The sequence below is a fragment of the Shinella curvata genome, assembly GCF_022899935.1.
Lineage (GTDB): Bacteria > Pseudomonadota > Alphaproteobacteria > Rhizobiales > Rhizobiaceae > Shinella > Shinella curvata.
Map to the genome: position 1 here is coordinate 697,930 of NZ_JALJCJ010000002.1, position 26,587 is coordinate 724,516.

A 26,587-nucleotide genomic window follows, 5' to 3' on the forward strand; every position below is an offset into this window, starting at 1 on the left:
TGTGGGGGTAGCGCGCTCCGCAGGGCGGAGCGCCAGAGCCGAGTGCAGTTCCGGCAAGAGATTTCGAGCGGTTTGCCGCGGCTGCGGATCAGCGGTCGGTGATCGTCGCCTTCTTGCGCAGTTCGGCGAGGTACTTCTTGCTGTTCTCGTCGCCTTCGTTGCCCTTGGACTTGGCGAGATCCTCGGCACGGAAGACCATTTCCGCGGCCACGTCGTCGTTGACTTCGCGCTTCTTGCAGATCGCGAGATATTCGACGCCGCGTTCCGTGACGCGCGTGCCGGTCGTCTGGCCGTTCGCCTTCTCGATCAGCGGCTTCCAGTCTTCCGGCAATTGCGGCGCCAGCACGCGGCCCAGATCGCGGATCGACACGTCGCGCATGGTCGCCGCGAAAACCTTGGCCTGATCGCAGCCGGGGAATTTAGAGCGCGAAGCCTCGGCCTCGGATTTGCGCTTGCCGAGAATGGCGTTGCGGCGCTTTTCCGGCACGACGAAGATGACCTGCTTGAGGAAATACTCGGTGGTGACAGGCTTCTTGCCGCCGTTTTCCTGCATGCGTTCGACGAGCGACTTGCCGTTGGTTCCGCTGTTTGCGTAGCGGGCGTTGACGACGCGCGGCCAGCTCATCTGCAGGGCGATGTACTGCTTGAAATGTTCCGAGCCGACACCGGCCTGGTCAAGGACCTGGCCGAGCTGCTTGAGCGTCATCTTGTTGGTCGCGGCGAAGCGCGCATAGGATGCGTCGACCTCCGCCGAGCTGACGGAAGCGCGCACACGCAGGATTTCCGCGCGCTTCAGGGCATCGTCGATCATCTGCTCGCGGGCCAGCGCGCGCACATTGCCCTTGGCGCGCTGCAGGCGCAGAAAGGCCGCGCGCCGTTCGACGTCACCGGACGTGATTGGCGAATTGTTGACAACCGCCACCACCGTGCTGCCCGCGGCTTGAACTGTGCCGGCGGGAACCACGATCGTCACGGCTGCCGCGAACGCCACGCCCATCATCATGGAACGCACCAGAGATTGCCTGCCCATCATGCCAGTCCCTTTCCCAAACCCATTGCACGCCCGCTTCAGCGCGCCGTAAAGCGCGCACGGCCGATAGCCGGCGAGCGTTTCTCCCGGATGTGCATAATACATGCGGCCAAACGATGACAAGAGCGGCCGGGCGCTTACTCGAAGCCCGTCAGCGTCGTATCGCCCACGCGAACGTCGCCGAGCGTGCGGAACATGAGGCGTGCGCCGATCGACCAGTCGTTCGCCGTGGAGTTCGATTTGTCGCGCGTCTGTTCATAGACGATGGAGAAAACGGTGTCGCGGTCGTCATAGGAGAAGCCGACGCCGTTGCGCGACAGGCTGTGGCTGCGCAGATCGTAGGTCAGCGACCCGAACACCGACCAGTAATCCCGGAACTTGAAGGCGGCTGCCGTCTGTATTTCGCTGGCATTCCGTGTGAGCCCGTAGTCGGGCTGCGCGGCGATGCGCGTATAGGTGATCTCGGTTTCGAACCGCGCGCCATCGAACCGCAGCGACGTGTCGGACCGGCGAACGGACAGATCATCCTTGTCGAGCCGGGCGCTGGAGGCCAGCGAAAGCCCGTTCGGCAGGTCGATGCCGGCCATGCTGACATAGTCGGAGGCATCGGTTTCTAGGCCGGAATTCGCGCCGGCATTGACCAGGTCGTCGGTCGCAAAGGAGTTCACGCCGCCGAGATGGAACGACTGGCCCACAATGCTGCGCAGGCGAAGGCCGTTGTCGAAGGTGCCGGTGTAGCGCATGCCGACATTGGCGCGCGTGCCGCCCTCGATGCGGTCGAAGCCGGAGAACTTGTCGCGCTCGAAGAGGTTCGTCGCGTCGAACACGAAGCTCTGGGCATCCTCGTTCGGCAGGCCGCCGGCATAATCCTCGCTCGGCCGGGCATAGATCTGCGCGATCGGCTCGAAGAGATGCGTGCTGTTGGCGGTCGTCGCGAGGATCGGATAGCGCGCTTCCAGACCCGCCGTCAGCATGGTGCGCGTCGCGCTGTCGTCCGTGTTGTAGCTGCCGGCATAGCCGGCAGGCGCCGTCATATCGAGGCGGTGCAGGTCGCCGCGCGCAGCCAGCATCGGCGTCAGTACAAGGCCGCCCGGCACGATGAACTGGCGCTTCCATTCCAGCTCGCTCGTCAGGCGCGTCGTGCCGCCTTCAAGCCCGCGGAAGCGGTCGCTGGCGCCGAGCGAATAGAAGTCCGCGAGGTCGCGCTGGATGTTGGTGACGTTCGTGGTGATGCTGAGCTCGCCGCCGAGCACCGGCTGCGGCACGATGTATTCGTGATCGAGCGTCTGGGCGATGGCCTGCTGACGCTCCAGCTTGCTGTCCGGATCGGCGTCCTGCACGTCGAAATAGAAGGCGCGCAGGTCGAAGCTGTTGCGGCGGCCAAGGCCCGTCAGGTAGCCCTGGTTCGTGTGGATGCGGTCCTTGAGGCCGTCGAGCTCATAGGTACGCGAAAAATTGTTGTCGCTTTGCAGCATCACGTCCCAGCCGAAAGTCCAGCGGGGATTGATCCTGAACTGGCCTTCGGAGGCGACCATGCCGCGGAAACCGTCGCGCCGGTCGCTCGTATTCTCATCGAAGGACGAGGGGTTCCATTGGTTGATGCCGGCGGCCCGAAGCGTCACGAGGCCATTGTGGAAACGCTTGCGGAATTCCACTTCGGCGAGGAAGCCCTGGCGGGTCAGGATAGTCGGCGAGACCGTCGCGTCCATATCAGGCGCGAGCGCGAAATAGTAGGGCGTCGTGATGCCGAGGCCGAGCTTCTGCGCGTAATTGAACTGCGGGAAGAGAAAGCCTGTCTTCCGCTTCACCGTATGGTCCGGCATTTCAAGCACGGGAATGTACGCGATCGGCTTGCCGAACATCTCGAATCGCGCCTTTTCGAGGCGGATCGTGTGCGTGCGGCCATTCTGGACGACACGCTCGGCCTTGATTTCCCAGAGCGAGCGGTGGGTCGGATTGGTGGCGCAGGGCGTGCAGGCGGTATAGACGGCGTGGTTGAGGATCAGTTCCTCGCCGTTGACGCGCTCGCCGCTGTTCGCCGCTAGCTTGGTGAGGTCGGTTGTCTCGATGCGCAGCGCATTGATGAAGCCGTTGGCGAAGTCGTCCGACAGGTCCATCTCGTCGCCATAGACGCGGTTGCCGGTCGGCTCGATCAGCTCGATATTGCCGACGGCCCTCAGGCGGCCGGTCTTCTGGTCGTATTCCACCTGCCGGGCGACGAGTTTGTAGCCGCCGTAATTGATCTGCACCGCGCCGCGGGCGATCACCTTGTCGGTGTCGTTGTTGTAGACGAGTTCGTTGGCCGCCAGCAGCAGCTTGGCGTCATCGGGAAGATTGGGTTCCATCGCACCGATATTCGGTGCCTGAGCCTGCGCGGGGAGGGCCGAACCGGACACAATGGCGCACATGGCCGCACCTGCAAGCAGGGCGGCTTTCAACCACCGATTCGTTTTGCGGTCACCTGCCGCCACTAGCCGTCCTCCTGATGCAGAAGAATCGTCGCACCCAACGACATTGCGACGACCACTGGGAGCCAGGCCGCAACGAACGGAGGAACAACACCGCTGCTTCCGAATGCTTTCACAAGCACGGTGACGACATAAAGCATGAAGCCGGAAAGGATGCCACCCAGAATCACCGCACGTGATTGATTAAACCGGCTAAATTTTAACGATACACAGGCAGCGATCAGCGTCATTGCTACCAGAAGCAGCGGTAGCGAGAGCATGGAATGGAACTGCGTTTCCATCGCATCGGTGGGGAAGCCGAAGGACTTTGCCGCCTCTATCTTCCGGCCAAGCCTGAAAAACGGAATGGATTCAGGCTTTTCAAGGCTCTCCGATACGAATTCCTGTTTCAGGTTGGTACGAAGCTGCACCTCGTCGAGACGAACCGGCAACTCGCCGTTGCGTGTCTCGTGCACGTTCTTAAGCAGCCAGTAACCATCTTCCAAAGTCGCCGAATCGGCGTCCTGGCGAAGCACGATGCGATTCTCGTCGTCGAAGTGGATAACGGTGACATTGAGGAGGCGCGTTCCGTTGTCGAGAACGGCCTTCGCGCCGATGATCGCCTGGTCCCCCTCGTAGATCTGCCGCAGCCACGGAACCGCGTTTTCGGGGCGCGAGGCATTGGTGGCGCCCCAGCCGGCCTCAAGCTCCAGCGCCTTCTTGGATCCCCAGGCCGCGATCGGGTTGATCGCGAGGACCGCCAGAACGCCGAACAGGAAGGCGCCGATGACGAAGGGGCGCAGGAACTGCCAGACCGAAATGCCGGCCGCACGCGTGACAACGAGTTCGTAGCGCCGGTTGAGCGAGATGAGTGCCGCCATGCCGGCAAACAGCGCGACGAAGGGCACCGTCTGCATCAGGATCGTCGGAATGCGCAGCGCCGTCACGACGAGCCCGCTGGAAATCGTATAACCCGGCAGCCCGCCGACCCGGTTCGACATCTCGCTGAAATCGATGATGAAGATCAGCGAGAATATGCCGAGCAGGAACCAGAAGGTGGTGATGGCGTAGCGGCGGAAAAAGTAGAAGCCGAGGGTAGGGATCATGGATGGCCACTCTTGCCGGAGGAGGCCTGGTTGCCCCTGTTCAACCGCGCCAGCACGCGATCGCGCAGGTCCGTCAGCCGTTCGCCGAAGCTGACGGGCAGTTCCAGGGTCTTGTTGCGGCCGAGATGATGGATGGCAAGCGCCGCGGTGGCGATGGGAACGAGGTACATGATGATGACGAAGGTGACGGAACCCTCCGCATTGTTCGCCGCGTAGAAACTGATCCAGCGCACGAAGAGCGCCGTCAGCAGCGCGGTGATCATCGGGTGCACGCGTGCCTCGCGATGCGAGCGCGCATCCGCGCTGACGACGAGGGCGATGAGCCCGAAGACCGTCGGGAAAAGCCATTCCGTGAAGCGGCGGTGCAGTTCCGCCGTGAACGAGCCGGGCTCCTTCTTGTAATGGGGATCGTCCGGGTCGGGGTTGAACAGATAGAACAGGTCGCGATCCTTGGCGCGGATGTTCGATGCGCCGGCGCTCTGGGTCAGGTCCGCGAGATCGAAGGCGTAGGAATCGAACTTGATGATCGAGACATTGCCGTCCGGCAGCTTGCGGTGCACCTCGCCGTCCTTCATGACCAGCGCCGAACTGTTCTCGTCCACCGCGCCCTCGCGTGCATAATAGACCATCTCGAAGCGTGGATCGCGCGTATCGGCAACGAAGAGGCCGTGCAGCACGCCGCCGTTGCGGCGCTGCGCCACCTGCACATAGAGGCCGTCGGCGATCTTGCGGAAGGTGTTTTCCTGCACCACGGCGGACAGCATGTCCGCATGGGCCGTGGCGATCATCTTGCGCACGGCCATGCGCGAATAGGGCTCGACGAAGTTGTCGACGGCGAAGGAAACCAAGCTCATCGCCACGGCGAGCATCATCACCGGGCGGATGATCGTCATGCGTGAGCTGCCGGCCGAATTCAGCACCGTCAGCTCCGAATCCGAGTTCATGACGGTCAATGTCTGCGCGACGCCGATGACCAGCGCGAAGGGCAGGATGATCGGCACGACCGAGGGCAGGATGAGTGTTGCCAGCTTCAGGAAGGCGAAGGTCGACTGGCCGCTGTCCGTGACGAGGTTGATGTTGGTCAGGGCCTGCGTCACCCAGACGATGCCGAGCAGGGGGACGAGCGTGGCGACGAACATGAGCGACGCCCGCCGCAAGATATAGCGCTCGATCAATTTCATCGTTTAGTCCGCGTTTCCGACAAGCGGCTCCGGTTCATGACGCCCGTCGCAACTGGATGGGCATATAAGCTTTCTTGAGGCTGATGCCATAGCGGAGATCCTCCGCCGACAAGGAAAATTTATGGCGAACAAGCATGCCTAACACTCTGTAAACAAGGTCTCGCATCTTGCCAAGCGCCGCAAAAGCGACAAGGAATTGATGCGATTTGCGGTCTTCCGGGGTGATCCCAGGGCGCTCACTGGCCGAACGGCCCCCATGCGGAGTAAATTCATGGCTTCCACCTTCGATATCGGTTTTGCAAAGACGGCGCGCGTTTCCGGGGGGCTTGCGATCCTTCTGCAGGTGGCTGGAGAGGCCGCAGCGGGAATCGGCGATGTCGATCCGGACGGTGCGGTCGGCCGCGCCGCCGGCATTGCGAAGTTCACCGGCAAGGCCTTGAAGGCACTCGACGTTCTCGCGCCGCACGGCGCGTCTGCCGATCGTATCGTCCTGCTCGGCCTTGGTGACGCGGACAAGCTGACGGCCTATGACTGGCTGAAGGCCGGCGGGGCGGCGGCCGCGAAGATCCGTGGGGCGGACAAGGCCACCGTCTATCTCGACGCGCCGGGTGTCGTCGTCACCGCCAGGAACGTTGCTGACTTCGCCCTTGGCATGCAGCTCGGCGCCTACAGCTTCGATACCTACAAGACGAAGAAGGCCGACGAGGAGGAGACAAAAAACGGCAAGGCCGTGAAGGTGGCGCTCGTCACCGCCGTCGCTACCGCCGCCAAGAAGGCGAACGAGGTTTCCGATGCCGTCGCCGAGGGCGTGATTCTGGCCCGCAACCTCGTCAATGAACCGGCCAACGTGCTCGGCCCGGTCGAGTTCGCCGACAGGGCCAAGGCGCTCGAAAAGCTGGGCGTCGAGGTGGATGTCCTGACCGAGCGGGATATGAAGAAGCTCGGCATGGCGGCGCTGCTCGGCGTTGCCCAGGGCTCCGTACGCCCGCCGCGCCTTGCCGTGATGCACTGGAAGGGCGGCAAGGAGAAGGATCGCCCGATCGCCTTTATCGGCAAGGGCGTCGTCTTCGATTCGGGCGGCATCTCGATCAAGCAGGCTGCCGGCATGGAGGACATGAAGGGCGACATGGGTGGTGCGGCGGCCGTCATCGGCCTCATGCACACGCTCGCCGCCCGCAAGGCCAAGGCCAATGTCGTCGGCATTCTCGGCCTTGTGGAAAACATGCCTGACGGAAACGCCCAGCGTCCCGGCGATATCGTGAAATCCATGTCCGGCCAGACGATCGAGATCATCAACACCGATGCCGAAGGCCGTCTCGTGCTGTGCGATGCGCTCTGGTACTGCAACGAAACCTTCAAGCCGCAGTTCATGGTCAATCTCGCGACGCTGACCGGCGCGGTCATGGTCGCGCTCGGCAGCCACCATGCCGGCCTGTTCTCCAATGACGACACGCTGTCCGGCCGTCTCACCGCCGCCGGTCTTGCGACGAACGAACGCCTGTGGCGCCTGCCGCTCGGCCGCGAATACGACAAGATGATCGACAGCAAGTTCGCCGATATGAAGAACACCGGCGGCCGTTATGCCGGCTCGATCACCGCCGCGCAGTTCCTGCAGCGTTTCGTCAAGGATACGCCCTGGGCGCATCTCGACATCGCCGGCACCGCTCTGGGTTCGCCGACCGACGAGATCAACCAGTCCTGGAGTTCCGGCTTCGGCGTGCGCCTGCTCGACGAGCTGGTGCGTGCGAATTACGAAGGGTGAGGAGAGGGTGAGCGAAGTCCTCTTCTATCATCTGACCGAATCGAAGCTTGAGGACGCGCTGCCGCCGCTCCTGGACAAGAGCCTCGAGCGTGGCTGGCGCGTCGTCGTGCAGACGGGCGATGCGGAGCGCCGCGACGCGCTCGACACGCATCTGTGGACATTTCGCGAGGACAGTTTCCTGCCGCACGGCACCGACGAGCAGGCCTTCGCGGCCGAGCAGCCGGTGCTGCTGACGACCACGCCGGACAATGCGAATGCCGCGACCGTACGTTTTCTCGTCGCGGGCGCCGAGCCGCCGCCGCTCGATGTCTATGAACGCGTCATCTTCATGTTCGACGGCTACGATCAGGCGGAGGTCGAGACGGCGCGCGCGCACTGGAAGCGCCTGAAGGGCGAGGGGCACCAGCTCACCTACTGGCAGCAGAACAGCGACGGCCGCTGGATGAAGAAGGCCTGAGCCTCAGCGTTCGCCGCCCGCGCCGTCATAGGCTTTCTGGGCGTCCAGCACCGCCTCCATGTGTCGTTCCGCCCAATGGGCGATCGCCGCGACGGTTTCCTTGAGTGTCGCCCCAAGCGGCGTCAGTGCGTATTCGACGGTCACGGGGATGGTCGGATGGACCGTGCGCGAGACGAGGCCGTCCCGTTCCAGCTTCTTCAGGGTCTGCGACAACGCCTTTTGCGAGATGCCCCTGATGTCGCGCTTCAGGTGGTTGAAACGCATCGGCCCATGTTTCACCCGGTCGAGGATGAGCAGCGCCCATTTGTCGGCGAGCCGGTCGAGAACCTGCCGTGTCGGGCAGTTTTCTTCATAGATATCATAAATATACGCCATCGTGCCGTGACCTCGCTCGGGCGCTGGTTTCCAAGGGGAAACTACCGGAGTTCAAAGTGCCTCCTTACGCCGATTTCCTTTCTTCATTATGTATCATTTCGAAATCAGGTTTCAAAATTATACCAAGGAGAGAGAAATGGCAGGCAAGATTCTGGTTCTCGGCGCCACGGGCAACGTCGGTACGCCGCTGGTGAAGGCCCTCGTTGCAAAGGGTGAAAGCGTGAGGGCGGCAACCCGCTCGGGCAGGGCCGTGGCCGGGGCGGAAGGCGTTGTCTTCGATTATGCCGATACCGCAACCTTCGCTGCCGCCTTCGAAGGCGTCGATCGCGCCTATGTCATGCTGCCGGCCGGCTATGTGGACGCCAAGGCGTTGCTGCTCCCCGTCATCGAGGCCGCCGCGGCGCGCAAGGTGAAGGTGGTGTTCCAGAGCGTTTTCGGCGTCGATGCGGATGACAGCATTCCCTATCGCCAGGTGGAGATCGCGCTGGAAAAAACCGGCACGCCCTATGTCATCCTGCGGCCGAACTGGTTTTCCGACAATTTCCACACCTACTGGAAGGCCGGCATCGCCCACGGCACGATCGCGGTCCCGGCCGGCGAGGGCAAGTCGAGCTTCATCGATGTGCGCGATATTGCCGACAGCGCTGCCGCCGCACTGACCTCCGGTGCCTTCGACAACAGGGCCTTCAACCTGACCGGCCCCGAGGCCTTGGGCTACGCCGAGGCGGCAAAGCTCCTGTCCGAGATAACAGGCAAGCCCGTCGCCTATCAGCCGGTGGATGACGCGACCTTCGTCGGGATTCTGACGGGTGCGGGTGTGCCCGACGACTATGCCAACTTCCTCGCCGCCATCTTCCATCCCGTCCGCGAGGGTTGGACGGCGCCGGTGTCCGATGCCGTGCAGACCCTGACCGGCCACGCCCCGCGCTCGCTTGCTGCCTATGCGGCCGACAATGTGGCGGCCCTCAAGGCATAGGCGCCGTCTGGGCGGCAGCTCCGGCTGCCGCCATCTTTCGATGCGACAATGACCCATGTCGCCTTGCGAAAACCAGTTTGTGGGTATATACCCGAAAAAATGAACAAGGATATCTGCCACTGCATTGTGCTGCGCAAGGCATCGCGAAGGGTCTCGTCCTATTATGACGAGGCCCTGGCGCCGCTGGGCGTGAACATTGCCCAGTTCAGCCTGTTGCGCCACATCAGCCGCATGGCGCCGGTCTCGCTCACCGACCTCGGTGCGCGCGTCGAGCTCGACCGCTCGACGGTCGGCCGCAATGCTAAGGTTCTGGAGCGTATGGGGCTGGTGGACATCCGTTCCGGCAAGGACCAGCGGGAAGCCACTTTGACCGTAAGCGAGGCAGGCCAGGCGATTCTGAGGGAAGGGGCGCCGCTCTGGGATTCCGTGCAGGACGCGATCGAAGCGCGCCTCGGCCCTGACGGTGCCGACCGGTTGCGGGAGCTTCTCGCCGCACTCTGATTTTTTGCTCATAAAGGGGTATCTACCCGTAAATTGGCCGCTCTGCCGGCACCCAGGAAAGGGACTTTGAACATGGTTTCCACACGTGTCGCCGAATGGATGGCGGATCGGAACCTGCATTACGGCTGGGTGGTCGCGGCGACGACCTTCCTCACCATGCTGGCCACGGCCGGCGCCATGGGCTCGGCGGGGGTGATGATCCAGCCGCTGCATCAGGAATTCGGCTGGGATATCGCCGACATTTCCTCCGCCATGGCGGTGCGGCTGGTGCTCTTCGGCCTGCTCGGCCCGTTCGCAGCCGCCTTCATGAACCATTTCGGCATTCGCCAGGTGGTGGGTACGGCGCTGGCGCTCATCATGGGCGGCATCGTCATGTCGTTCTTCATGACCGAAGTCTGGCAGCTCCTGCTGCTCTGGGGCGTGGTGATCGGCGTCGGCACCGGCATGACGGCGCTGGTGCTCGGCGCGACCGTCGCCGCCCGTTGGTTCTCCAAGCGCCGCGGCCTCGTCGTCGGCCTGATGACGGCCAGCAACGCCACCGGCCAGCTCGTCTTCCTGCCATTGCTCGCCGCGCTGACGGAGGCTTACGGCTGGCGCGCGGCGCTGACGCTCTCCGTCGCGGTCATCGCCACCGCCATGGTGCTCGTCCTGCTCCTGATGCGCGATCACCCCGCCGATGTCGGCCTGCCGGCCTATGGCGAGACGGCGATCGTCAAGCCGCCGAAGCAGGATCACAGTCTCGGCGCGACGCTGCTCGCCCCGCTCGTCACGCTGAAGAGCGTTTCCGGCAATGCCGTCTTCTGGGTACTGTTCGGCACGTTCTTCGTCTGTGGCCTTTCGACCAATGGCCTGATCCAGACGCACTGGATCTCGATCTGCGGCGATTTCGGCATGGCGGCGGTGACGGCGGCCGGCACGCTTGCCGTCATCGGCATCTTCGATTTCCTCGGAACGGTCTTCGCCGGCTGGCTTTCCGACCGCTACGACAACCGTGTCCTGCTGTTCTGGTTCTACGGTCTGCGCGGCCTGTCGCTGCTCTACCTGTCCTTCTCAGGCTTCAGCTTCGTGGAACTCTCGGTCTTCGCCGTCTTCTACGGCCTCGACTGGGTCGCCACGGTGCCGCCGACCGTCAAACTCGCCGCCGAGAATTTCGGTCGCGAAAAGGCCGGCATGGTCTTCGGCTGGGTTTTCGCCGGCCACCAGCTGGGAGCCGCCACCGCCGCCTTCGGCGCCGGCTACCTGAAGAGCGACTTCGATACCTATATGCCCGCGCTGCAGATCGCCGGCCTCGCCTGCATCCTCGCCGCGCTCTCGGTCATGCTGCTCAAGCGCCCGGGTCCGGCCCCGCTCGCTGCAACGGCCTGAGGACGGCGAAAATGAAAAGGCCCGCTCGAAGCGGGCCTTTTCTCAATCGTGGAACGCTTCGACGAACTTGCGCCGGCCGAGCATGAAGGCATCGGCGACGTGGCGCAGCGGAGCGAGATCGACGTCGGATTTTCCGGCCTTCACGATCTCGGCGAAACGCTTGTAGAGCATCGGATATTCCTGCTCCGGCTCGTCATGCACCAGCTTGCCGTCAATCGAAAGCTTCGCGCCGCCTTCTGACAGCACCATCTCGCCGGCCTCTGTCTGCGCCACGATATCCCAGCTCTGCTTGCCCGTCTGGCGCCAGTCGAATTCGGCCTTGAGGTCGAGCCCCTTGGCGTCGGAGAAGGTCATCGACGCGGCGATCGGCGCATCGCGGTTCTCAGGGAATTCCAGCGTCGCGGCCGTGATGAAGGCCGGGCGCGGCAGGATGTGGGTGACGATGGAGAGCGCATTGATGCCCGGATCGAACACGCCAAGCCCGCCCGCCTGCCAGATCCATTCCTGGTTCGGGTGCCAGTGGCGAACGTCTTCCTTCCAGTTCACCTGCATGGAGCGCAGCGTCGTGCCGGCGATGAAGCTCTTTGCCGCTTCGACGGCCGGCGCATAGCGCGAATGCCAGCTGGCAAACAGCGACAGGCCCTTGGATGCGGCCAGCGCCTCGAGATCGGCGACCTCCGACAGCGTGGCGCCCGGCGGCTTTTCGAGGAAGACGTGTTTGCCGGCCGAAAGCGCCTTTTGGGCGGCTTCGTAGCGGTATTGCGGCGGCATGCAGAGCGAGACGGCCTGGATGGCGGGCACGGCCGTCAGCATCTCGTCGATCGACTTGAAATTGTCGATGCCATCGACGACACCGTGGCGGCTGGCGGCGGCGATCAGCTTGTAATCGCTGTTCTTGGCGACGGCCGGAAGATGCTGGTCGCGCACGATCTTGCCGACGCCGACGATTGCGAGATTGATCGGGGACATGTCTCCACCCTCATTTGTATGATGATTTAGCCGGTGTTTTAGCAGAACCGCCGGCGGCGGCAAGGGCGTGTTTTCATGTGTCTCTGCCTAACCTTTGTGCATCTGCCTGAAAGCCGTATTCGTCTTTCGTCTAAGGCGGGCTCTCAGCTCGGGAAAACGGGGCTTCGGACTTGAAACGAACCCTGAAATCGGCACTCTGACCATGCTTGGCACCAAAGCAAGAACAGGCCGGGCGGGGAGGAGTTATCATGAAGACGCTGCTGGTTTTCAGCCGGCTGATCGACACGATCACGGAAAATATCGGGAAGGCCGTTGGCTGGCTGATCCTGGTCGCCGTGCTCGTCAGCGCCGGAAATGCCGTCATCCGAAAGGTTTTCAACATATCGTCCAACGCCTGGCTCGAGGCGCAATGGTATCTGTTCGGGGGTGCCTTCATGCTCGCCGCCGCCTATACGCTGGCGCAGAACGAGCACATCCGAATCGACGTGGTCTACGGCAAGTTTTCCCGGCGGGTGCAGCACTGGATCGATCTGCTCGGCCATCTCCTGTTCCTGATGCCCTTCGTGCTGCTGATGGTCTATTTCCTCGTGCCCTATGTGCTGATGTCCTATCGCTCGGGCGAGGGGTCTTCCAGCGCCGGCGGCCTCATCGTCTGGCCGGCCAAGGCCATCCTGCTTGCCGGCTTCCTGCTGCTTGCCTTCCAGGGCGTTTCGGAGATCATCAAGAAGCTCGCCATCATGCGCGGCGACATGGAGGACCCCACGCCCTATGTGCCGACGCATGCGCCGCTTGACACCGCAGTCGAGGAGAAGGGCGCATGATCGAGTTCATTGCCGAAAACCTCGCACCGATCATGTTCGTGTCGCTGATCGTGTTCCTGCTGCTGGGCTATCCGGTGGCATTCTCGCTCGCGGCCAATGGTCTGCTGTTCTTCATCATCGGCGTTGAACTCGCGCCGCTTTCCGATTCGATCAATCTTTCCTGGCCGCTGCTCAACGCAATGCCGGAACGGCTATGGGGGGTGATGTCGAACGACACATTGCTCGCCATCCCCTTCTTTACCTTCATGGGGATCGTGCTCGAACGATCCGGCATGGCTGAGGACCTGCTCGACACGATCGGCCAGCTCTTCGGGCCTATCCGCGGCGGTCTGGCCTATGCGGTCATCTTCGTCGGCGCACTGCTGGCGGCCACCACGGGTGTGGTCGCTGCCTCGGTCATCGCCATGGGCCTCATCTCGCTGCCGATCATGCTGCGCTACGGCTATGACCGGTCGATCGCTTCCGGCGTCATCGCCGCCTCCGGCACGCTCGCCCAGATCATCCCGCCGTCGCTCGTCCTCATCGTGCTCGCCGACCAGCTCGGCCGCTCGGTCGGCGACATGTATGCCGGCGCGCTGATCCCGGGTCTGGTTCTGACCGGCCTCTACATGGGCTATATCCTGATCATGTCGATCGTCCGACCGAACTCCATGCCGGCATTGCCGCTGGAAGCGCGGTCGCTGGGTTCGGGCGTCACGTCGCTGATCATCGCGCTCGCGGTGGCCGCCGGCATCGCCTATGCGGCGCATGTCTATCTCTATCCGACCCATGGCGAGAATGCCGACATTCTTGGCGGAACCGTCGGCGTGATCTTCATCTACGCCGTGGCGCTGGCGGACAAGACGTTCAACATCAATATGATGTCGCGTCTCGCCCAGCAGGTCATCATCGTGCTCATCCCGCCGCTGGCGCTGATCTTCCTCGTGCTGGGCACGATCTTCCTGGGCATTGCGACGCCGACGGAGGGTGGCGCCATGGGCGCGGTCGGCGCGCTGATCATGGCCGCGGCGAAGGGACGGCTTACTCTGGACGTCATTCGCTCCGCACTGGCCGCGACGACCCGCCTTTCGGCCTTCGTGCTGTTCATTCTCATCGGTGCGCGCGTCTTCTCGCTCACGTTCTACGGCGTGAACGGGCATCTGTGGGTCGAACACCTGCTTGTCTCCATGCCCGGCGGTGAAACGGGCTTCCTGATCGCGGTGAACGTGCTGGTGTTCTTCCTGGCGTTCTTCCTCGATTTCTTCGAGCTCGCCTTCATCATCGTGCCGCTGCTCGCACCCGCCGCCGACAAGCTCGGGATCGACCTCATCTGGTTCGGCGTGCTGCTCGGCATTAACATGCAGACGAGCTTCATGCATCCGCCCTTCGGCTTTGCGCTGTTCTACCTGCGTTCGGTTGCGGCCAAGGTGCCCTATCTGGACAAGCTGACGGGCAAGAAGATGGAGCCGGTGACTACGGGGCAGATCTATTGGGGGGCTGTGCCCTTCGTCTGCATCCAGATCGTCATGGTGGGCCTGACCATCCTCTTCCCCGGCATGGTCATGCACTACAAGGGCGAAGGCAGCGGCGTCGATCCGGCGACCATCAAGATCGAGGTTCCCGGCTTCGGCACGAATGGCGGCGGGCTGACATTGCCCGACAACGGCGGCGGCCTCGGCCTGCCGGGTGGCTTGCAGCTGCCAGCCGGCAATCCGCTGGATGGCGGCACCGAGCAGAAGCCGGCCGAGGGCGGCCAGCAGGGCACGGAGCAGAAACCGGCCACCGACCTGTCGAGCCCGCCGTCCTTCAACTGACGGCAAGAAGCATGAAAACGGCCGGCGTCATGCCGGCCGTTTTCGTTTTGCGAGCGGCCAAACAAAAACCCCGGAGCATCGCTGCTCCGGGGCCTCCATTGGTCTCAGCCGGACGCTTAAAGCTTGTTGCCGCGCTGCTGGATCATCATGAATGTATCGTAGTTGTATTCGGCGATCTGCAGGTTGAGATAATACTCGCCACGGAAGGCCTTGATGGAGTCCCAGATCTTTTTGAAGGTCGGGTTTGCGGCTTCCATCTCGGCATAGACCTCATTGGCTGCATCGAAGCAGGCCGAGAGGATCTCCTGGCTGAAGGGGCTGAGCTTGGCGCCGGCCGCAACCAGGCGCTTGATTGCCGGCGGGTTCAGCCAGTCGTACTTTTGCAGCATGTTTGCGTCGGTGGCCTGGCAGGCCGTGCGCAGCAGCGACTGATACGCCTTCGGTAGGCCCTCGAAGGCCGCCTTGTTGAACAGCGCATGCACCGTCGGGCCACCTTCCCAGAAGCCGGGATAGTAGTAATAGGGCGCGACCTTCACGAAGCCGAGCTTCTCGTCGTCGTAGGGGGTCGTCCATTCGGCGGCGTCGATCGTGCCCTTCTCCAGCGCCGGATAGATATCGCCGCCAGCGATCTGCTGCGGCACGACGCCGAGCTTTTCGACGACCTTGCCGGCAAAACCGCCGATGCGCATCTTCAGGCCCTGGAGGTCGGCGACCGTCTTGATTTCCTTGCGGAACCAGCCACCCATCTGCACGCCGGTATTGCCGCCGGGGAAGCCGATAAGGCCCTGCGTCGCCAGGAATTCGTTGAACATGTCTATGCCACCGCCATGGTACTGCCAGGCGTTCATGCCGCGCGCATTGAGCGCGAAGGGCACGGCGGCACCCAGCGCCCAGACCGGGTCCTTGCCCCAGTAGTAGTAGGAAACGGTGTGGGCGGCTTCCACGGTGCCGGCAGCGGCGGCATCGGCGGCCTGGAGGCCGGGCACGATTTCACCGGCTGCGAAGACCTGGATCTGGAAATTGCCATCGGTCGCTTCGGAAACGTATTTCGACAGCACTTCGGCGCCGCCATAGATGGTGTCGAGTGATTTGGGGAAAGACGAGGCGAGACGCCAGTTGATCTTCGGATTGCTCTGCGCGATGGCCGGCGATGCCAGCACGGTGGCGGCCGCACCGCCCACACCCGCGACACCGGCCTTCTTGATGAATGAACGACGATCCATAGTTTCCTCCCAATGGCGGACGGATGTTTTCATCCGCCCTCGTGTCATCAGGCCGGAGCTAATCATGTCGGGAAGGGGGTTTCAAGCCAAGGGGACAAAGAACGCGGAACCGGCCCGCTACGACTTTCGTCTTAGATGAGACGTCCTGCTATCTGCCTGTTTTTTGAGCGTTTCTTGAGAGGACGTGGCATGGCTCAGCTCGCCATCGCCTCCTCATACTCCGCCGAAAGCTCCAGCCACTGTTCCTCGGCATCGTTCAGCTTGTCGACGGCCATCGAGCGCAGCTTTGCCTTCTCCGCGGCCTTGGCCGGGCTCTTTTCATAGAGCGTGGGATCTGCAAGCTCCGCATCGAGAAGCTGAATCTGTTTCTGCAGTTTTGCCGTCAGCGATTCGATTTCGTTGATCTTTTTCTTGAGCGGCGCGAACTGGGCACGGCGGTCGGCATTGGCCTTGCGCTGGTCGGCCTTGTTGGCCGTATCGCCGGTGGAGGCCGCCTTGTCCTTGTCGTCCTTCTTGGGCGACTGGACGATGAGGCTGCGATATTCCTCCATGTCGCCATCGAAGGTCTTCACGGTACCATTGTTGACCAGCCACAGCCGGTCGACGGTCGCCTCGATGAGGTGACGGTCATGCGAGATCAGGATGACGGCGCCTTCATAGTCGTTCAACGCCTCGATCAGCGCGCGGCGGCTGTCGATATCGAGATGGTTGGTCGGCTCGTCGAGGATCAGCAGGTTCGGTGCATCGAAGGCGGCAAGGCCCATCAGCAGCCGCGCCTTCTCGCCGCCGGAAAGGTCCTTAGCGGGCGTCGCCATCTTCTCCGTGGCAAGGCCCATCTGGGCCACGCGAGCGCGCACCTTGGCTTCCGGCGCCTCGGGCATCAGCCGGCGCACATGTTCGACAGCCGATTGCTCGGGCATGAGGTCGTCCAGCTGGTGCTGCGCAAAGAAGCCGATCTTCAGGCCCGGCGCGCGCTTGACCGCGCCTGTCTCGGCCTCCAGCCGGCCCGAGATGAACTTCGCAAAGGTCGACTTGCCATTGCCGTTCGAGCCGAGCAGCGCGATGCGGTCGTCATTATCGATGCGCAGGTTGATCTGCTTGAGGATCGGCTTGCCCGGCGTATAGCCCACCGCGCCGCCCTCGATGGCGATGATCGGCGAGGCCGGCTGCTTTTCCGGCTCGGGGAAGGTGATCGGCTGGACATGCGTCTCGATGACGGCCGCCACCGTGCCCATGCGCTCCAGCGCCTTGACGCGGCTCTGCGCCTGCTTGGCCTTGGTGGCCTTGGCCTTGAAGCGGTCGATGAAGCTTTGCAGATGTTTGCGCGCGGCGTCGTTCTTCGCTTTGGCCTTCATCTGCAATTCGTCGTTCTCGGCCTTCTGGCGCTCGAACTGGTCGTAGGAGCCGCGATAGAAGGTCAGCTTCTGCTGGTCGAGATGCACGATGGCGTTGACGGCGGTGTTCAGGAGATCGCGGTCGTGGCTGATGATGATGACGGTGTGCGGATAGCGGCGCACATAGTCTTCCAGCCACAGCGTGCCTTCGAGGTCGAGATAGTTGGTCGGTTCGTCGAGCAAGAGCAGGTCCGGCTCGGAAAACAGCACCGCCGCCAGCGCCACGCGCATGCGCCAGCCGCCGGAGAAGCTTTTGGCGGCGCGCTGCTGCGCCTCATGATCGAAGCCGAGGCCGGCGAGAATACTCGCCGCGCGCGATTCCGCGGAATGCGCCCCGATATCGGTGAGCCGCGTCTGGATTTCCGCGATACGGTGCGGATCCGTCGCCGTCTCCGCTTCCTTGAGGAGGCTCGCGCGCTCCTTGTCGGCGGAAAGCACGATCTCGATCAGCGATTCGTCCGTGCCCGGCGCTTCCTGCGCCACCTGGCCGATGCGCGCATTCTTCGGCATCGTGACGGTGCCGGCTTCCGAGGCAAGCTGGCCGGTGATGACGCGAAACAGCGTCGACTTGCCGGTGCCGTTGCGCCCGACAAGGCCCACCTTCACGCCGCTCGGCAGCGAAAGGGATGCGTTATCGATGAGGAGACGCCCGGCAATGCGGGCGGTGAGGCCGGAAATCGTGATCATGCCGGCTCTATAGAGCAATTCCCGCGAAAGTGCGAAGCGGTTTTGTGTCCGGAATGCGCTGGAAGTCGGCATTGTGGCTTGCAGGTATTAGGTTAGGTTGCCGGCAGTCAGAACGGAGAGAATCGTGCGCCAAAGGATTATTGTTTGCCCGTTGATTGAGCATGATGGGGCGTATCTTCTATGTAAGATGCCGAGCGACCGGGGCGTTTTTCCGGGCCAATGGGCACTTTCAGGCGGCGGTTTGGAACCCGGAGAAAATATACACGAAGGCCTGCTCCGTGAAGTCAGAGAGGAATTGGGGGATAGCTTGGTAATCGAAGCCGTCCAACCTTGGACGTTTCGCGACGATATCAGGATCAAAACCTATCCTGATGGATCAACCGAACAAATTTATATGATCTATCTCATATTCGATTGCAGAGCGGCAAATCGCGACGTGAATATCAACGACGAGTTTGAAAGCTATGCGTGGGTTAAGCCCGACGAGCTTGAGAACTACGATTTAAATGACGCCACGCGCACGACCCTGCAAGCCAAGGGGCTCATTCGCTCCTGAGGGCGTGCCAGCGTCCACTTCGGGGAAAAGCGGCACAAAAGCGAGAAGCCTTCAGCCCGTCGCACCCGCCCGATAACCACGCCCCACCCGCTCCGCCACCTCGGCAGAGTAGATGCGAAGTGCGATGCCGGTGTCGGCGGCGTAGGTGAGGGCCTGGTCCGCCTGATCGTAGAGCATGGCGGGGGCGTCGGCCGAATCGGTCATCGAGACGCCGGCGGTCAGCGTCAGGAAGCCGGCGGGAAGCTCGCGGTCCATGAAGGGGAAGGGCTTTTCGGCGACGCGGGCGGCAATGCGACGCGCGATGGTCACGGCGATCTCGCGGCTGACGTCGGGCAGGAGCAGGCAGAACAGGTCCGGCCCGGTGCGGGCGACGAAATCGTCCTTCTTGACCGAGCGGCGGAAGATCGAGGCGAGCCGCTTCAACGTCTTTTCGGCAGCGCCTGCCGGATGCGTTTCGGCGAATTCCTTGAGCTGTTCGACACGGAAGAGCAGGAGGGCGGCGGTGCCGTCCTCGGCTTCGGTCTGGAAGAACGTCTTCAGCCGGCCAAGCAGGGCGGCATGGTTTGCAAGACCCGTCACCGGATCGTGCGTCAGCGCCTCGCGGCTGAAGGTCAGGCCTGAGCGCAGGCCGTCGAGATGGGCCTGAAGATCGCCGATCCGCTCGGCGGAGTTGCGGTCGTGGCCCAGAATGTCGCGCACGATCGACAGCAGCCGAACGGTATCGGTCGCGAAATCCGAAATGCCGAGCACCGGGTCCTTGCGCATGCGGGCGGAAATTTCCTCCAGTTCCTGCATGGAGGCGGCGCGATGGCGGCGATTGGCCTCGGAAGTCTCGGCGATTTCGGTGAGCAGGCGCACGGCTTCGCCCGCGGCCTGCCCGGCGGCCAGCACATTGTGGCTCGGCAGGGAGTGGCGCAATGCGATGGCATCGAGCGCCGCCTGCTCCGGCGTCTTGCCAAGCGCGGCGATCTCGCGCGCCACGCCGGCATTGCCGTTCAGGGCTTCGAAGATCAGCTCGTAGTTGCGCGGCAGCCCGGCAATGCCGAGATTGGCCATGACATGGGCGATGCGCGCCATGATCGGCGGAACGGTGGACGCGGTGTCCTTCGGGGCGGGGGCGGCCTTGTTACTCATGATACGCCATCAGATAGGGCGCAGCGGCATTCGTCTGCGCTCAAGGAAGATCAGTTGGCGTAACTATCGGATTGTGCGGTTAATTTTGCGTTTGCTGAAAGAGAAATCGCACGGAATTGACAATGTGCAGTTGCGTCGGCTTCCAAGGGCGGCGGGTCTGCCACCCTTGGAAGCCGCCGGTGTCAGGCGATGCGCCGCGTCAGGGCGAAGGACCGCATGAGCTGGCCGATGACGGACGGCCGCTGCCGGGCTGCGGCAGTGCGGGTGACGCGCGCCTGCTGCTGCAGCTCGCGCATGGCGGCCGCATAGCCCTCGGCGTGCGCCTGTTCCAGCGCCACCGCGAAGGTCTTCTCGATCACCGGATAGCATTCCTCCGGCAGATAGGCGTTCGGGGCATCGGTGCCGTAGACGCGCGCCATCTTGCAAAGCGTGCTGCCGAGCAGAGCTGCCCATTCCTCGTTGCTTCTTGCCATCTTTCTTCCCTCTCTCAGGTGAGGTCCGCCGCCTCGGCGTCACCTCCAACGGCAGCGACTATCTCATCGCCGGCCGCGGCTGCCTGTCACCTGGGTGACAGCGCCGGACAGCCCCTCCATCGATGCCGTGCGCTCAGATAACCCAGGACTGTTTCACGACTATTGCAGGAAAGCGGTGTCACACTCAACTTGTGGCCCGCAAAAATGACGAGCCCTCGGTGCGGACGAAATAGATGAGATCGAGCGTCAGGCTCGGCCCCCCAACCGCCGTCAGCATCCCGTGGCACTGGCCGCGATGGTGGGTCTGGTGGTTGAAAAGGTGGGTGAGGGCGTGGCCGAGGGGGTGGGTGATTAGGGTGGGGTTGGTCAGCGGCGTATAGGTAATGTCACGCGCGATCTGCTCCTCGTCGAGCCTATCGATATAGGCGACGATGCGCGCATCCTCGGCCTGGCGGGCGGCCCAGAGGTCGGCGACGTCCTTGCAGAGCACGGCATCGAGGGTGGTCGGGGCTTCGCCCGTGCCGGTGAAGCGCTTCAGCCAGATCCGGTCGGCCGCAAGCAGATGGTTCAGCGTGCGGTGCAGCGAGCCGAAGAAGGCGCCCAGGTTCCTGCGGTAGGCATTGTCGTCGAGTGCGCTCACGGCTTCGTAGAGCGTGCCGTTGGCCCAGGCATTGTAGGCGGCGTACATGCGGTAATGGTCGAGCATACTGATCTCCGTGCTTTGCCCGACTATAGCGGATGCCTGCATCGGTGGCGGTGATGTCACCCATGAAATTATCTGATTTGCACAGCCGGCCGCCCTGCGCTCCAATGCCGGAAAATCGATGACGAGGATTTCATGACCCGATTGCTCTATGCGCTTGCCGGCGCCGACAAGGCCCGCCAGTTTTCGCCCCATGTGTGGAAGACCGTGATGTCGCTCGCCCACAAGGGACTTGATTACGAGACGATGCCCGTCGGCTTCACCGAGATCTCCGGTATTGAGAACGGCGGCACGGCGACGGTTCCTTTGCTGCGGGATGGTGACAAGCTCGTCAGCGACAGTTTCGCCATCGCGCTCTACCTCGACGAGGCCTATCCCGACCGGCCCTCGCTGTTTGGCGGCCAGGGCGGCCAGGCGATGGCTCGCTTCATCGAAAGCTGGTCTCAGTCCACCTTGCACATGGCCATCACCCGCATCGCCATCCTCGATATTCACAACCTGCTCGGTGAGGCGGACCAGGCCTATTTCCGCCGCAGCCGCGAGGAGCGCCTCGGCGCGTCGCTGGAGGAGATCGCAGCGGCCGGCAGGGCGGAGATCGAAACTTTCGCCAAAAAGCTGCAACCGTTGCGCAACATGCTGAAAACCCAGCCCTTTATCGGCGGCGAAAGCCCGCTCTTTCCCGACTATATCGTCTTCGGCGCCTTGCAGTGGCTGCGCATCACGGCCGGCACGACCGTGCTGGAGGCGGACGACCCGGTGGCGCTCTGGTTTGCCCGCTGCCTCGATCTGCATGGCGGCATCGGCCGGCGTGTGACGGCGGGATGAAAGTTTGCGGCCGGCATCGCCAAAAGCCGCCACCCCCTTGTTTTGCGGCACGTTGGCGGCTATTGAACCGCCACTTTCACCGGAAAACCAAAGGGAAACGGGAAAATGGCGATTGAACGCACCTTTTCGATGATCAAGCCGGACGCGACGAAGCGCAACCTGACCGGCGCCATCACCAAGATGCTGGAAGATGCGGGCCTGCGCGTCGTTGCTTCCAAGCGCGTCTGGATGAGCAAGCGCGAAGCCGAAGGCTTCTACGCCGTGCACAAGGAACGCCCCTTCTTCGGCGAGCTCGTTGAAGGCATGACCTCCGGCCCGACGATCGTTCAGGTTCTCGAAGGCGAAAACGCCATCCTCAAGAACCGCGAAATCATGGGCGCCACCAACCCGGCCAACGCCGACGAAGGCACGATCCGCAAGACGCATGCCCTGTCGATCGGCGAAAACTCGGTTCACGGCTCCGACGCCCCGGAAACCGCTGCCCAGGAAATCAAGTACTGGTTCTCCGACACCGAAATCGTCGGCTGAATCGGTTTGTTCGGCTGAGGCCGGAAATCCCTGACATGTTTGAGAAACCGGGGCCGAGAGGCTCCGGTTTCTTCATTTTGCGGGATCGAAACGGAAGATCGGCTGGCCTGACAGCATCAGCGCCTCGGCGGGGTGATGCGTGTAGCTGGCGCAGGTCCGGTCGAGGCGCATCGCGAAATCCGTTGCCAGTGCCAGCTTCATTTCCGGTGGCTCGACCGTCAGCACGAAATCGGCAAGGCGGGCTATATCGCCTGCCGCAAACAGCAGTTCCGCCACGATGGGGGCTTTCACCTCGTCCTTCGCGAAGGGTGCCAGCGGAGAGGATTTGAGCAATGCGGCAAGCTCCGTCCACAGCGGCCATTTGCCCTGGAATTTTGCGCTGATGTCCTTGGGCATGTCAGGCAAATCGGCGCTTTTGCCGGTGAGATAGGGCGTAAGCGTATCGATTGCGATGACCCGGTCGATCACGTCGCGGACCGAAACGTCGCCGACGGCGCGCATATGGACGTCGATGCTTTCGAGCGTGCCGTCGACCACGGTCGGGTCGGCTTCGTTTTCCCGCAGGACCCTGTAGGCGGTCAGCCACGCCGTATTGAGCAGGCCGCCGGATTTGATGCGTCCTGCCTCGATATCGGCCATTACGGCCTGTGCGGCCTTTTCCGCAGGCGGAATGCTGCCCGTCTGGTTCACATAGGTCATCAGGAAATCGCGTTCTGGCTCCTGCGCCGCCGCGACCGTTACCGTGTGAAGACTCTTCTGCTGGGCCTGCATCCCGGCATCCGGCAGCGGGATGCGCGGCAGGGCCGGCCTGCCGACGAGAGCCGGCGCCCAGCTCCACATGCGGGTCAGGTCCGGAATCATGGACTGGTCGGCAAAGCCGGCGACGAAGACCGGCCAGGCATTGGGGTCGCGCTGGGTGGCGGCGAGGCCGGCCTGGACGTAAAACAGCTTGTGGCGGCCCGCCGATGCGGCGAGTTTGGCTTTCTCCTCGTCCGGCCAGTCGACGACGGCGGGCACGATGCTGCCGAGAAGGGATGTCCGCCGTTCGGGCGGCAGGCCGGCGATGGCGGTGAACAGCTTTTCCTCGTCTCCCGCCTGGAGGATCGCCCGTAAGGTGGAGATCAGCCCGTTGAACTCTACGGGATCGCTCACTTTGAGCGCATCATAGCCGCCCCGCGTCGCGTCGATCGCGCCGGCAAGGTCGATGGCATCGCGCACGCCGGCATCCCGCAGCCCATGGGCGAGCGTGGCTGCGTCGTCCATGGAAAGCCCGCCGTAGCGGATTTTCAGATAGCCGGCCTCCGCGCCGAAACCTCGCGCCTTCAGCCGCGGCAGTTTTTCCCGGTCCGCCAGAACCGCATCCGAAAAGGCGAGGATTGCGGCCTCCGCCGCGCAGGCTGCCGTTCCCTCGGCGTGAACCGTCGTCGTGGAGAGCACCGAAAAGCCGAGGGCCAAGGCAGGCAGGAACCGCATGCGAACATCCTCCCGATGAAACCGTTTCAGGCGGAACGCATGAGCCGTGCCGAAAATTCGTCAACCGGCGGCGCATTTCGCCGTTTCGAAATGCGCCGGCGCCTTGCCGTCCTTGAAAACCGCGGGGTTCTTGTCATAGGCGGGGCCGACGACCAGCGCCTTTTCCGGCAGGATGCTCTGGTCGAGATTGGACGTGACCTGGGTTTCCAGCGTCTGCAGCGTATTCCCATCAGGGCCGAGAAGCGAAATCGCGACCTTGTAGGGCTGGTTCTTCTTCACGCAGGTGATGTCGGGGCTTTCCAGCACCACGCGCGTCAGGTTCGGGAAGATCTTGCGCTCCAGCGTCAGCGGCGCCCCGCCGGCCGGATTTTCGAATTCGGCCTTCACGATGGAGCCCTCGGGCAGCGGCTCCGTCTGCTCCAGCGTCACCATGTAGGTCGCATAGGCGAGACGGTAGTTGAAGACGAACATCTTGCCGGTGAGTTTCAGCGGGTCGGGGCCGGTCTCGCGCTGGCAGGCGGTAAGCAGAAGCGCAAGAGGCAGGGCGATGAGAAGGGCTTTCTTCATGGCTGGGGCTCCTCGCGATTGCGGCGATAGTGGCGGCTGGCTTTCACCCGGTTGCCGCAGACGGCCATGTCGCACCATGCGCGCGAGCGGTTGCGGCTGCGGTCGAGAAAGAGCCAGTTGCAGTTCGGGCAGATTTTCAGCCGCTCCGGCTCCGGCCGCGACAGCAGCATCAGCGCGGAGCGGGCCGTGGCGCAATCGAGCGCCTGCGGCCGCTCGCCGGAAATCCGGAGCGTCGCCGAGATGGCGTCGAGCAGGTCGGCCAGAAGTGCGGGCTTTCCGCGCCCGAGCACTTCCGCGCGAAAATGCCGGTCGATCGCCTCGCGCAGCCGCACCAGCCCCGGGCGCGCCGGCTCGTCCACCGGCTCGAGCGCGCCGAACAGATCCCGCTCCGCCCCGTGCCGGTTTGCGCCGGAGGAAAAGGCATCCATCGTTGCGGCGTCGGAGAAGCGGTCGATGCGGCGTTGCGGATCGGCACGCAGCACGACGGAATTCGCGACATCGAGCGCGAGCGCGCCTCCGGAGAAACGGTGCGGGGTCCAGGAAAAGGTCATGCGATATTCTAACTGGTAAAAGCAGTTTTGCCAGTTATAATTTGTCTGCCAGAATCCGGGAACCGCCATGGCCTATTTCCTCCAGCAGATCGCCAATGCCGTGCCCGTGGCAGCGCTCTATGCGGCGCTCGCCTTCGGCTATTCCATCGCCTTTGCCGTCACGCGCCGGGCGGATATCGGCTACGGTGCGCTCTTTGCTTTTTCGGCGCAGATGTTCGTGCTGTTTTCCGGTTATGGCTGGAGCCATCTGTGGCTCGTTCTTCCCGCCGCGCTCGGTTTCGGCGCGGTGATGGCGCTGCTCTACGGGGTCGGCGCGGGTCTCTTGGTGGGGCGGCATGTCATGCGCCCGCTCGCCTTTTCCTCCGACAATACGGTGGTGGTCGCGGCCCTCGGCGTCGTGCTGGTACTGATGGAGACGGCGCGGCTTGCTTCGGATACCCGCAGCCTCTGGCTCCCGCCGTTCCTCAATACACGCGTCGTTTTCTGGGAGGATCCGGCCTTTCCCGTCGTGCTGACGGTGATCCAGCTTGCCAACGCCGCCGCCATGCTCGCCATCGTCGCCATCGGCCACGTGATGCTCGCCCGCTCCGCCTGGGGCCGGCGCTGGCGGGCGGTATCGCAAGACCGGAAGGCGGCGGAGCTCTGCGGCGTTGATGCGGCCGGCATCTATCTCTCGGCCTATGCGGTGGCTGCCTTGATCGCCTGTCTGACCGGCATCCTCGCCGTCTCCTACTACGGCAACATGGATTTTGGTGCGGGGCTTGTCTTCGGTGTGAAGGTGCTGTTCATCGCCGCCATCGGCGGGGCAGGGGCGCCCCTGCTTTCGGCTCTCGGCGGCGCGGCCATGGGGCTCGCCGAAACGCTGTGGAGCGCCTATGGCGATTTCCTCTGGCGGGATCTGGTGATCTTTTCCGCACTCGTCCTGCTTCTAGTGATCTTTCGCCGTGAGAAGCCGGTGCCCTAGGCCCACTTCTCCCGCGCCCGGTCGTCGCTCTCCTTGGCATCGACCCAGCCGCCATCGCGGCCGTCGGCGAAATGCTCCTTCTTCCAGAAGGGCGCCGATGTTTTCAGGTAGTCCATGACGAAGGAAGCGCCGTCGAAGGCGGCGTGGCGATGCGGGGCCACCGCGATGACCAGCACGATGTTTTCGCCCGGCGCGATCTTTCCGACGCGATGGATGGCGGTGAGGCCGAGCAGCGAGAAACGCGCGATGGCCAGCTGGCAGATGCGGCCGATCTCGGCTTCCGCCATGCCGGGATAGTGTTCCAGTTCCAGCGCGGAGAGACGGCCGCCCTCATCGCGGCAGAGGCCGACGAAGCTGACGACGGCGCCTGCATCCGTCCGGCCGCCGGTGAGGCGCGCAGCCTCGACCGTGGCGTCGAAATCATCCTTCTGGACGCGAACAATGACCGGAGCCGAAACGCCGGCCACGGCTCAGCCACCCGTCATCGGCGGGAAGAGGGCGATCTCGCGGGCGCCGAGGATAGGCTCGTCGTGCTCGACATGCTCCTGGTTGATCGCGATGCGGATCACCTTCTCGTGCTCGAGCGCATGGGCATATTCGTCACCGAGCGACTTGAGGTGCCGCAGCAGGTCGGCGCCGGTCTTCACGCTGGCGGGCAGGTCGATGTTCTCCTCGCCCTTACCGATGCGTTCGCGCACCCAGGCGAAATAGACGAGCTTCGTCATC

General features: G+C 63.3%; 27 protein-coding genes. 11 read left to right on the forward strand and 16 right to left on the reverse strand.

The window, feature by feature from the left end; genetic code table 11:
* Nucleotides 1-88: 88 nt before the first annotated feature.
* The 4 genes from MUU55_RS09455 to lptF form a co-directional block, all read right to left on the reverse strand.
* A complete protein-coding gene (locus tag MUU55_RS09455) occupies nucleotides 89-1,033 on the reverse strand; it encodes a SurA N-terminal domain-containing protein (RefSeq protein WP_244760518.1) in 945 nt (314 codons plus the stop codon).
* Nucleotides 1,034-1,167: 134 nt separating this feature from the next.
* On the reverse strand, nucleotides 1,168-3,501 hold the full coding sequence (locus tag MUU55_RS09460) for an LPS-assembly protein LptD (RefSeq protein ID WP_244760519.1): 2,334 nt from the start codon (nucleotides 3,499-3,501) through the stop codon (nucleotides 1,168-1,170).
* Complete coding sequence (gene lptG, locus MUU55_RS09465; RefSeq protein WP_244760520.1) at nucleotides 3,501-4,583, reverse strand: LPS export ABC transporter permease LptG; 1,083 nt, start codon at nucleotides 4,581-4,583, stop codon at nucleotides 3,501-3,503. The genes MUU55_RS09460 and lptG overlap by 1 nt, the downstream gene beginning before the upstream one ends.
* Nucleotides 4,580-5,764: an LPS export ABC transporter permease LptF gene (gene lptF / locus MUU55_RS09470; protein WP_244760521.1), complete on the reverse strand. Its 1,185-nt coding sequence runs from the start codon at nucleotides 5,762-5,764 to the stop codon at nucleotides 4,580-4,582. Before lptF ends, lptG begins: the two co-directional genes overlap by 4 nt.
* A 271-nt stretch (nucleotides 5,765-6,035) precedes the next feature.
* Between lptF and MUU55_RS09475 the strand changes: the two genes are divergently transcribed.
* Nucleotides 6,036-7,526, forward strand: coding sequence for a leucyl aminopeptidase (locus tag MUU55_RS09475; RefSeq protein WP_244760522.1), 1,491 nt, complete (start codon nucleotides 6,036-6,038; stop codon nucleotides 7,524-7,526).
* A gap of 7 nt (nucleotides 7,527-7,533) precedes the next feature.
* Complete coding sequence (locus MUU55_RS09480) at nucleotides 7,534-7,983, forward strand: DNA polymerase III subunit chi (RefSeq protein WP_244760523.1); 450 nt, start codon at nucleotides 7,534-7,536, stop codon at nucleotides 7,981-7,983.
* A gap of 3 nt (nucleotides 7,984-7,986) precedes the next feature.
* Here the strand turns inward: MUU55_RS09480 and MUU55_RS09485 are convergent, their stop codons facing one another.
* On the reverse strand, nucleotides 7,987-8,358 hold the full coding sequence (locus MUU55_RS09485; protein WP_244760524.1) for a winged helix-turn-helix transcriptional regulator: 372 nt from the start codon (nucleotides 8,356-8,358) through the stop codon (nucleotides 7,987-7,989).
* A 136-nt stretch (nucleotides 8,359-8,494) separates the two neighbouring features.
* On the opposite strand from MUU55_RS09485, the gene MUU55_RS09490 reads away from it, so the two are divergent.
* The 3 genes from MUU55_RS09490 to MUU55_RS09500 all read left to right on the forward strand — a co-directional run bounded on the left by MUU55_RS09490 (nucleotide 8,495) and on the right by MUU55_RS09500 (nucleotide 11,200).
* Complete coding sequence (locus MUU55_RS09490; protein ID WP_244760525.1) at nucleotides 8,495-9,334, forward strand: SDR family oxidoreductase; 840 nt, start codon at nucleotides 8,495-8,497, stop codon at nucleotides 9,332-9,334.
* A gap of 99 nt (nucleotides 9,335-9,433) precedes the next feature.
* On the forward strand, nucleotides 9,434-9,835 hold the full coding sequence (locus MUU55_RS09495; RefSeq protein ID WP_244760526.1) for a MarR family winged helix-turn-helix transcriptional regulator: 402 nt from the start codon (nucleotides 9,434-9,436) through the stop codon (nucleotides 9,833-9,835).
* A 72-nt stretch (nucleotides 9,836-9,907) separates the two neighbouring features.
* Nucleotides 9,908-11,200: an MFS transporter gene (locus MUU55_RS09500; RefSeq protein WP_244760527.1), complete on the forward strand. Its 1,293-nt coding sequence runs from the start codon at nucleotides 9,908-9,910 to the stop codon at nucleotides 11,198-11,200.
* Between the two features lie 42 nt (nucleotides 11,201-11,242).
* Here MUU55_RS09500 and MUU55_RS09505 read toward each other — a convergent pair whose 3' ends face one another.
* Entirely contained in the window at nucleotides 11,243-12,169 is a 927-nt protein-coding gene (locus MUU55_RS09505; protein WP_244760528.1) for a Gfo/Idh/MocA family protein, read from the reverse strand.
* A 248-nt stretch (nucleotides 12,170-12,417) separates the two neighbouring features.
* Here MUU55_RS09505 and MUU55_RS09510 point away from each other — a divergent pair, with 248 nt between their 5' ends.
* Entirely contained in the window at nucleotides 12,418-12,990 is a 573-nt protein-coding gene (locus MUU55_RS09510) for a TRAP transporter small permease subunit (RefSeq protein WP_244760529.1), read from the forward strand.
* Nucleotides 12,987-14,783 carry a TRAP transporter large permease gene (locus tag MUU55_RS09515; RefSeq protein ID WP_244760530.1) on the forward strand — a complete coding sequence of 599 codons (1,797 nt, stop codon included), beginning with the start codon at nucleotides 12,987-12,989 and terminating at the stop codon, nucleotides 14,781-14,783. Before MUU55_RS09510 ends, MUU55_RS09515 begins: the two co-directional genes overlap by 4 nt.
* Nucleotides 14,784-14,899: 116 nt before the next feature.
* On the opposite strand, the gene MUU55_RS09520 is transcribed toward MUU55_RS09515, so the two are convergent.
* Both MUU55_RS09520 and MUU55_RS09525 read right to left on the reverse strand, forming a co-directional pair.
* Nucleotides 14,900-16,006, reverse strand: a complete 1,107-nt coding sequence (locus tag MUU55_RS09520) for a TRAP transporter substrate-binding protein (protein WP_244760531.1) — start codon at nucleotides 16,004-16,006, stop codon at nucleotides 14,900-14,902.
* A gap of 194 nt (nucleotides 16,007-16,200) precedes the next feature.
* Entirely contained in the window at nucleotides 16,201-18,087 is a 1,887-nt protein-coding gene (locus tag MUU55_RS09525) for an ABC-F family ATP-binding cassette domain-containing protein (RefSeq protein WP_244760532.1), read from the reverse strand.
* 124 nt (nucleotides 18,088-18,211) lie between these two features.
* On the opposite strand from MUU55_RS09525, the gene nudI reads away from it, so the two are divergent.
* Nucleotides 18,212-18,643, forward strand: coding sequence for a nucleoside triphosphatase NudI (gene nudI / locus MUU55_RS09530; protein ID WP_244760533.1), 432 nt, complete (start codon nucleotides 18,212-18,214; stop codon nucleotides 18,641-18,643).
* 51 nt (nucleotides 18,644-18,694) lie between these two features.
* Here the strand turns inward: nudI and MUU55_RS09535 are convergent, their stop codons facing one another.
* The 3 genes from MUU55_RS09535 to MUU55_RS09545 all read right to left on the reverse strand — a co-directional run bounded on the left by MUU55_RS09535 (nucleotide 18,695) and on the right by MUU55_RS09545 (nucleotide 20,956).
* Complete coding sequence (locus MUU55_RS09535) at nucleotides 18,695-19,777, reverse strand: GGDEF domain-containing protein (protein WP_244760534.1); 1,083 nt, start codon at nucleotides 19,775-19,777, stop codon at nucleotides 18,695-18,697.
* Between the two features lie 182 nt (nucleotides 19,778-19,959).
* A complete protein-coding gene (locus tag MUU55_RS09540) occupies nucleotides 19,960-20,250 on the reverse strand; it encodes a hypothetical protein (protein WP_244760535.1) in 291 nt (96 codons plus the stop codon).
* Nucleotides 20,251-20,434: 184 nt separating this feature from the next.
* Nucleotides 20,435-20,956 (reverse strand): DinB family protein, encoded by a 522-nt coding sequence (locus tag MUU55_RS09545; protein WP_244760536.1) that lies wholly within the window; start codon nucleotides 20,954-20,956, stop codon nucleotides 20,435-20,437.
* A gap of 132 nt (nucleotides 20,957-21,088) precedes the next feature.
* Here MUU55_RS09545 and MUU55_RS09550 point away from each other — a divergent pair, with 132 nt between their 5' ends.
* On the forward strand, nucleotides 21,089-21,778 hold the full coding sequence (locus MUU55_RS09550) for a glutathione S-transferase family protein (RefSeq protein WP_244760537.1): 690 nt from the start codon (nucleotides 21,089-21,091) through the stop codon (nucleotides 21,776-21,778).
* 105 nt (nucleotides 21,779-21,883) lie between these two features.
* Nucleotides 21,884-22,306 (forward strand): nucleoside-diphosphate kinase, encoded by a 423-nt coding sequence (gene ndk / locus MUU55_RS09555; protein WP_028736091.1) that lies wholly within the window; start codon nucleotides 21,884-21,886, stop codon nucleotides 22,304-22,306.
* A 72-nt stretch (nucleotides 22,307-22,378) separates the two neighbouring features.
* Here the strand turns inward: ndk and MUU55_RS09560 are convergent, their stop codons facing one another.
* Genes MUU55_RS09560 through MUU55_RS09570 form a run of 3 tightly spaced genes read right to left on the reverse strand, consistent with a single transcriptional unit; the run spans nucleotide 22,379 to nucleotide 24,897 of the window.
* The gene (locus MUU55_RS09560) at nucleotides 22,379-23,779 is read right to left on the reverse strand and encodes a hypothetical protein (RefSeq protein WP_244760538.1); all 1,401 of its coding nucleotides are present in this window, start codon (nucleotides 23,777-23,779) and stop codon (nucleotides 22,379-22,381) included.
* Nucleotides 23,780-23,839: 60 nt separating this feature from the next.
* Nucleotides 23,840-24,346 carry a hypothetical protein gene (locus tag MUU55_RS09565; protein ID WP_244760539.1) on the reverse strand — a complete coding sequence of 169 codons (507 nt, stop codon included), beginning with the start codon at nucleotides 24,344-24,346 and terminating at the stop codon, nucleotides 23,840-23,842.
* Nucleotides 24,343-24,897: a CGNR zinc finger domain-containing protein gene (locus tag MUU55_RS09570; RefSeq protein ID WP_244760540.1), complete on the reverse strand. Its 555-nt coding sequence runs from the start codon at nucleotides 24,895-24,897 to the stop codon at nucleotides 24,343-24,345. The genes MUU55_RS09565 and MUU55_RS09570 overlap by 4 nt, the downstream gene beginning before the upstream one ends.
* Before the next feature lie 67 nt (nucleotides 24,898-24,964).
* Here MUU55_RS09570 and MUU55_RS09575 point away from each other — a divergent pair, with 67 nt between their 5' ends.
* Complete coding sequence (locus MUU55_RS09575; RefSeq protein WP_244760541.1) at nucleotides 24,965-25,861, forward strand: branched-chain amino acid ABC transporter permease; 897 nt, start codon at nucleotides 24,965-24,967, stop codon at nucleotides 25,859-25,861.
* On the opposite strand, the gene MUU55_RS09580 is transcribed toward MUU55_RS09575, so the two are convergent.
* On the reverse strand, nucleotides 25,858-26,328 hold the full coding sequence (locus MUU55_RS09580; RefSeq protein ID WP_244760542.1) for a molybdenum cofactor biosynthesis protein MoaE: 471 nt from the start codon (nucleotides 26,326-26,328) through the stop codon (nucleotides 25,858-25,860). The two genes, MUU55_RS09575 and MUU55_RS09580, sit on opposite strands and share 4 nt — an antisense overlap.
* A gap of 3 nt (nucleotides 26,329-26,331) precedes the next feature.
* The gene (moaD, locus tag MUU55_RS09585; protein WP_244760543.1) at nucleotides 26,332-26,586 is read right to left on the reverse strand and encodes a molybdopterin converting factor subunit 1; all 255 of its coding nucleotides are present in this window, start codon (nucleotides 26,584-26,586) and stop codon (nucleotides 26,332-26,334) included.
* Between the last annotated feature and the right edge of the window lies 1 nt (nucleotide 26,587).

Coding starts and splice junctions, on each gene's coding strand:
- MUU55_RS09455 (WP_244760518.1), bottom strand. CDS start 1,033: ATGATGGGCAGGCAATCTCTGGTGCGTTCCATGATGATGGGCGTGGCG.
- lptG (WP_244760520.1), bottom strand. CDS start 4,583: ATGATCCCTACCCTCGGCTTCTACTTTTTCCGCCGCTACGCCATCACC.
- lptF (WP_244760521.1), bottom strand. CDS start 5,764: ATGAAATTGATCGAGCGCTATATCTTGCGGCGGGCGTCGCTCATGTTC.
- MUU55_RS09475 (WP_244760522.1), top strand. CDS start 6,036: ATGGCTTCCACCTTCGATATCGGTTTTGCAAAGACGGCGCGCGTTTCC.
- MUU55_RS09485 (WP_244760524.1), bottom strand. CDS start 8,358: ATGGCGTATATTTATGATATCTATGAAGAAAACTGCCCGACACGGCAG.
- MUU55_RS09490 (WP_244760525.1), top strand. CDS start 8,495: ATGGCAGGCAAGATTCTGGTTCTCGGCGCCACGGGCAACGTCGGTACG.
- MUU55_RS09495 (WP_244760526.1), top strand. CDS start 9,434: ATGAACAAGGATATCTGCCACTGCATTGTGCTGCGCAAGGCATCGCGA.
- MUU55_RS09500 (WP_244760527.1), top strand. CDS start 9,908: ATGGTTTCCACACGTGTCGCCGAATGGATGGCGGATCGGAACCTGCAT.
- MUU55_RS09505 (WP_244760528.1), bottom strand. CDS start 12,169: ATGTCCCCGATCAATCTCGCAATCGTCGGCGTCGGCAAGATCGTGCGC.
- MUU55_RS09510 (WP_244760529.1), top strand. CDS start 12,418: ATGAAGACGCTGCTGGTTTTCAGCCGGCTGATCGACACGATCACGGAA.
- MUU55_RS09515 (WP_244760530.1), top strand. CDS start 12,987: ATGATCGAGTTCATTGCCGAAAACCTCGCACCGATCATGTTCGTGTCG.
- MUU55_RS09520 (WP_244760531.1), bottom strand. CDS start 16,006: ATGGATCGTCGTTCATTCATCAAGAAGGCCGGTGTCGCGGGTGTGGGC.
- MUU55_RS09525 (WP_244760532.1), bottom strand. CDS start 18,087: ATGATCACGATTTCCGGCCTCACCGCCCGCATTGCCGGGCGTCTCCTC.
- MUU55_RS09535 (WP_244760534.1), bottom strand. CDS start 19,777: ATGAGTAACAAGGCCGCCCCCGCCCCGAAGGACACCGCGTCCACCGTT.
- MUU55_RS09540 (WP_244760535.1), bottom strand. CDS start 20,250: ATGGCAAGAAGCAACGAGGAATGGGCAGCTCTGCTCGGCAGCACGCTT.
- MUU55_RS09545 (WP_244760536.1), bottom strand. CDS start 20,956: ATGCTCGACCATTACCGCATGTACGCCGCCTACAATGCCTGGGCCAAC.
- MUU55_RS09550 (WP_244760537.1), top strand. CDS start 21,089: ATGACCCGATTGCTCTATGCGCTTGCCGGCGCCGACAAGGCCCGCCAG.
- ndk (WP_028736091.1), top strand. CDS start 21,884: ATGGCGATTGAACGCACCTTTTCGATGATCAAGCCGGACGCGACGAAG.
- MUU55_RS09560 (WP_244760538.1), bottom strand. CDS start 23,779: ATGCGGTTCCTGCCTGCCTTGGCCCTCGGCTTTTCGGTGCTCTCCACG.
- MUU55_RS09565 (WP_244760539.1), bottom strand. CDS start 24,346: ATGAAGAAAGCCCTTCTCATCGCCCTGCCTCTTGCGCTTCTGCTTACC.
- MUU55_RS09570 (WP_244760540.1), bottom strand. CDS start 24,897: ATGACCTTTTCCTGGACCCCGCACCGTTTCTCCGGAGGCGCGCTCGCG.
- MUU55_RS09575 (WP_244760541.1), top strand. CDS start 24,965: ATGGCCTATTTCCTCCAGCAGATCGCCAATGCCGTGCCCGTGGCAGCG.
- moaD (WP_244760543.1), bottom strand. CDS start 26,586: ATGACGAAGCTCGTCTATTTCGCCTGGGTGCGCGAACGCATCGGTAAG.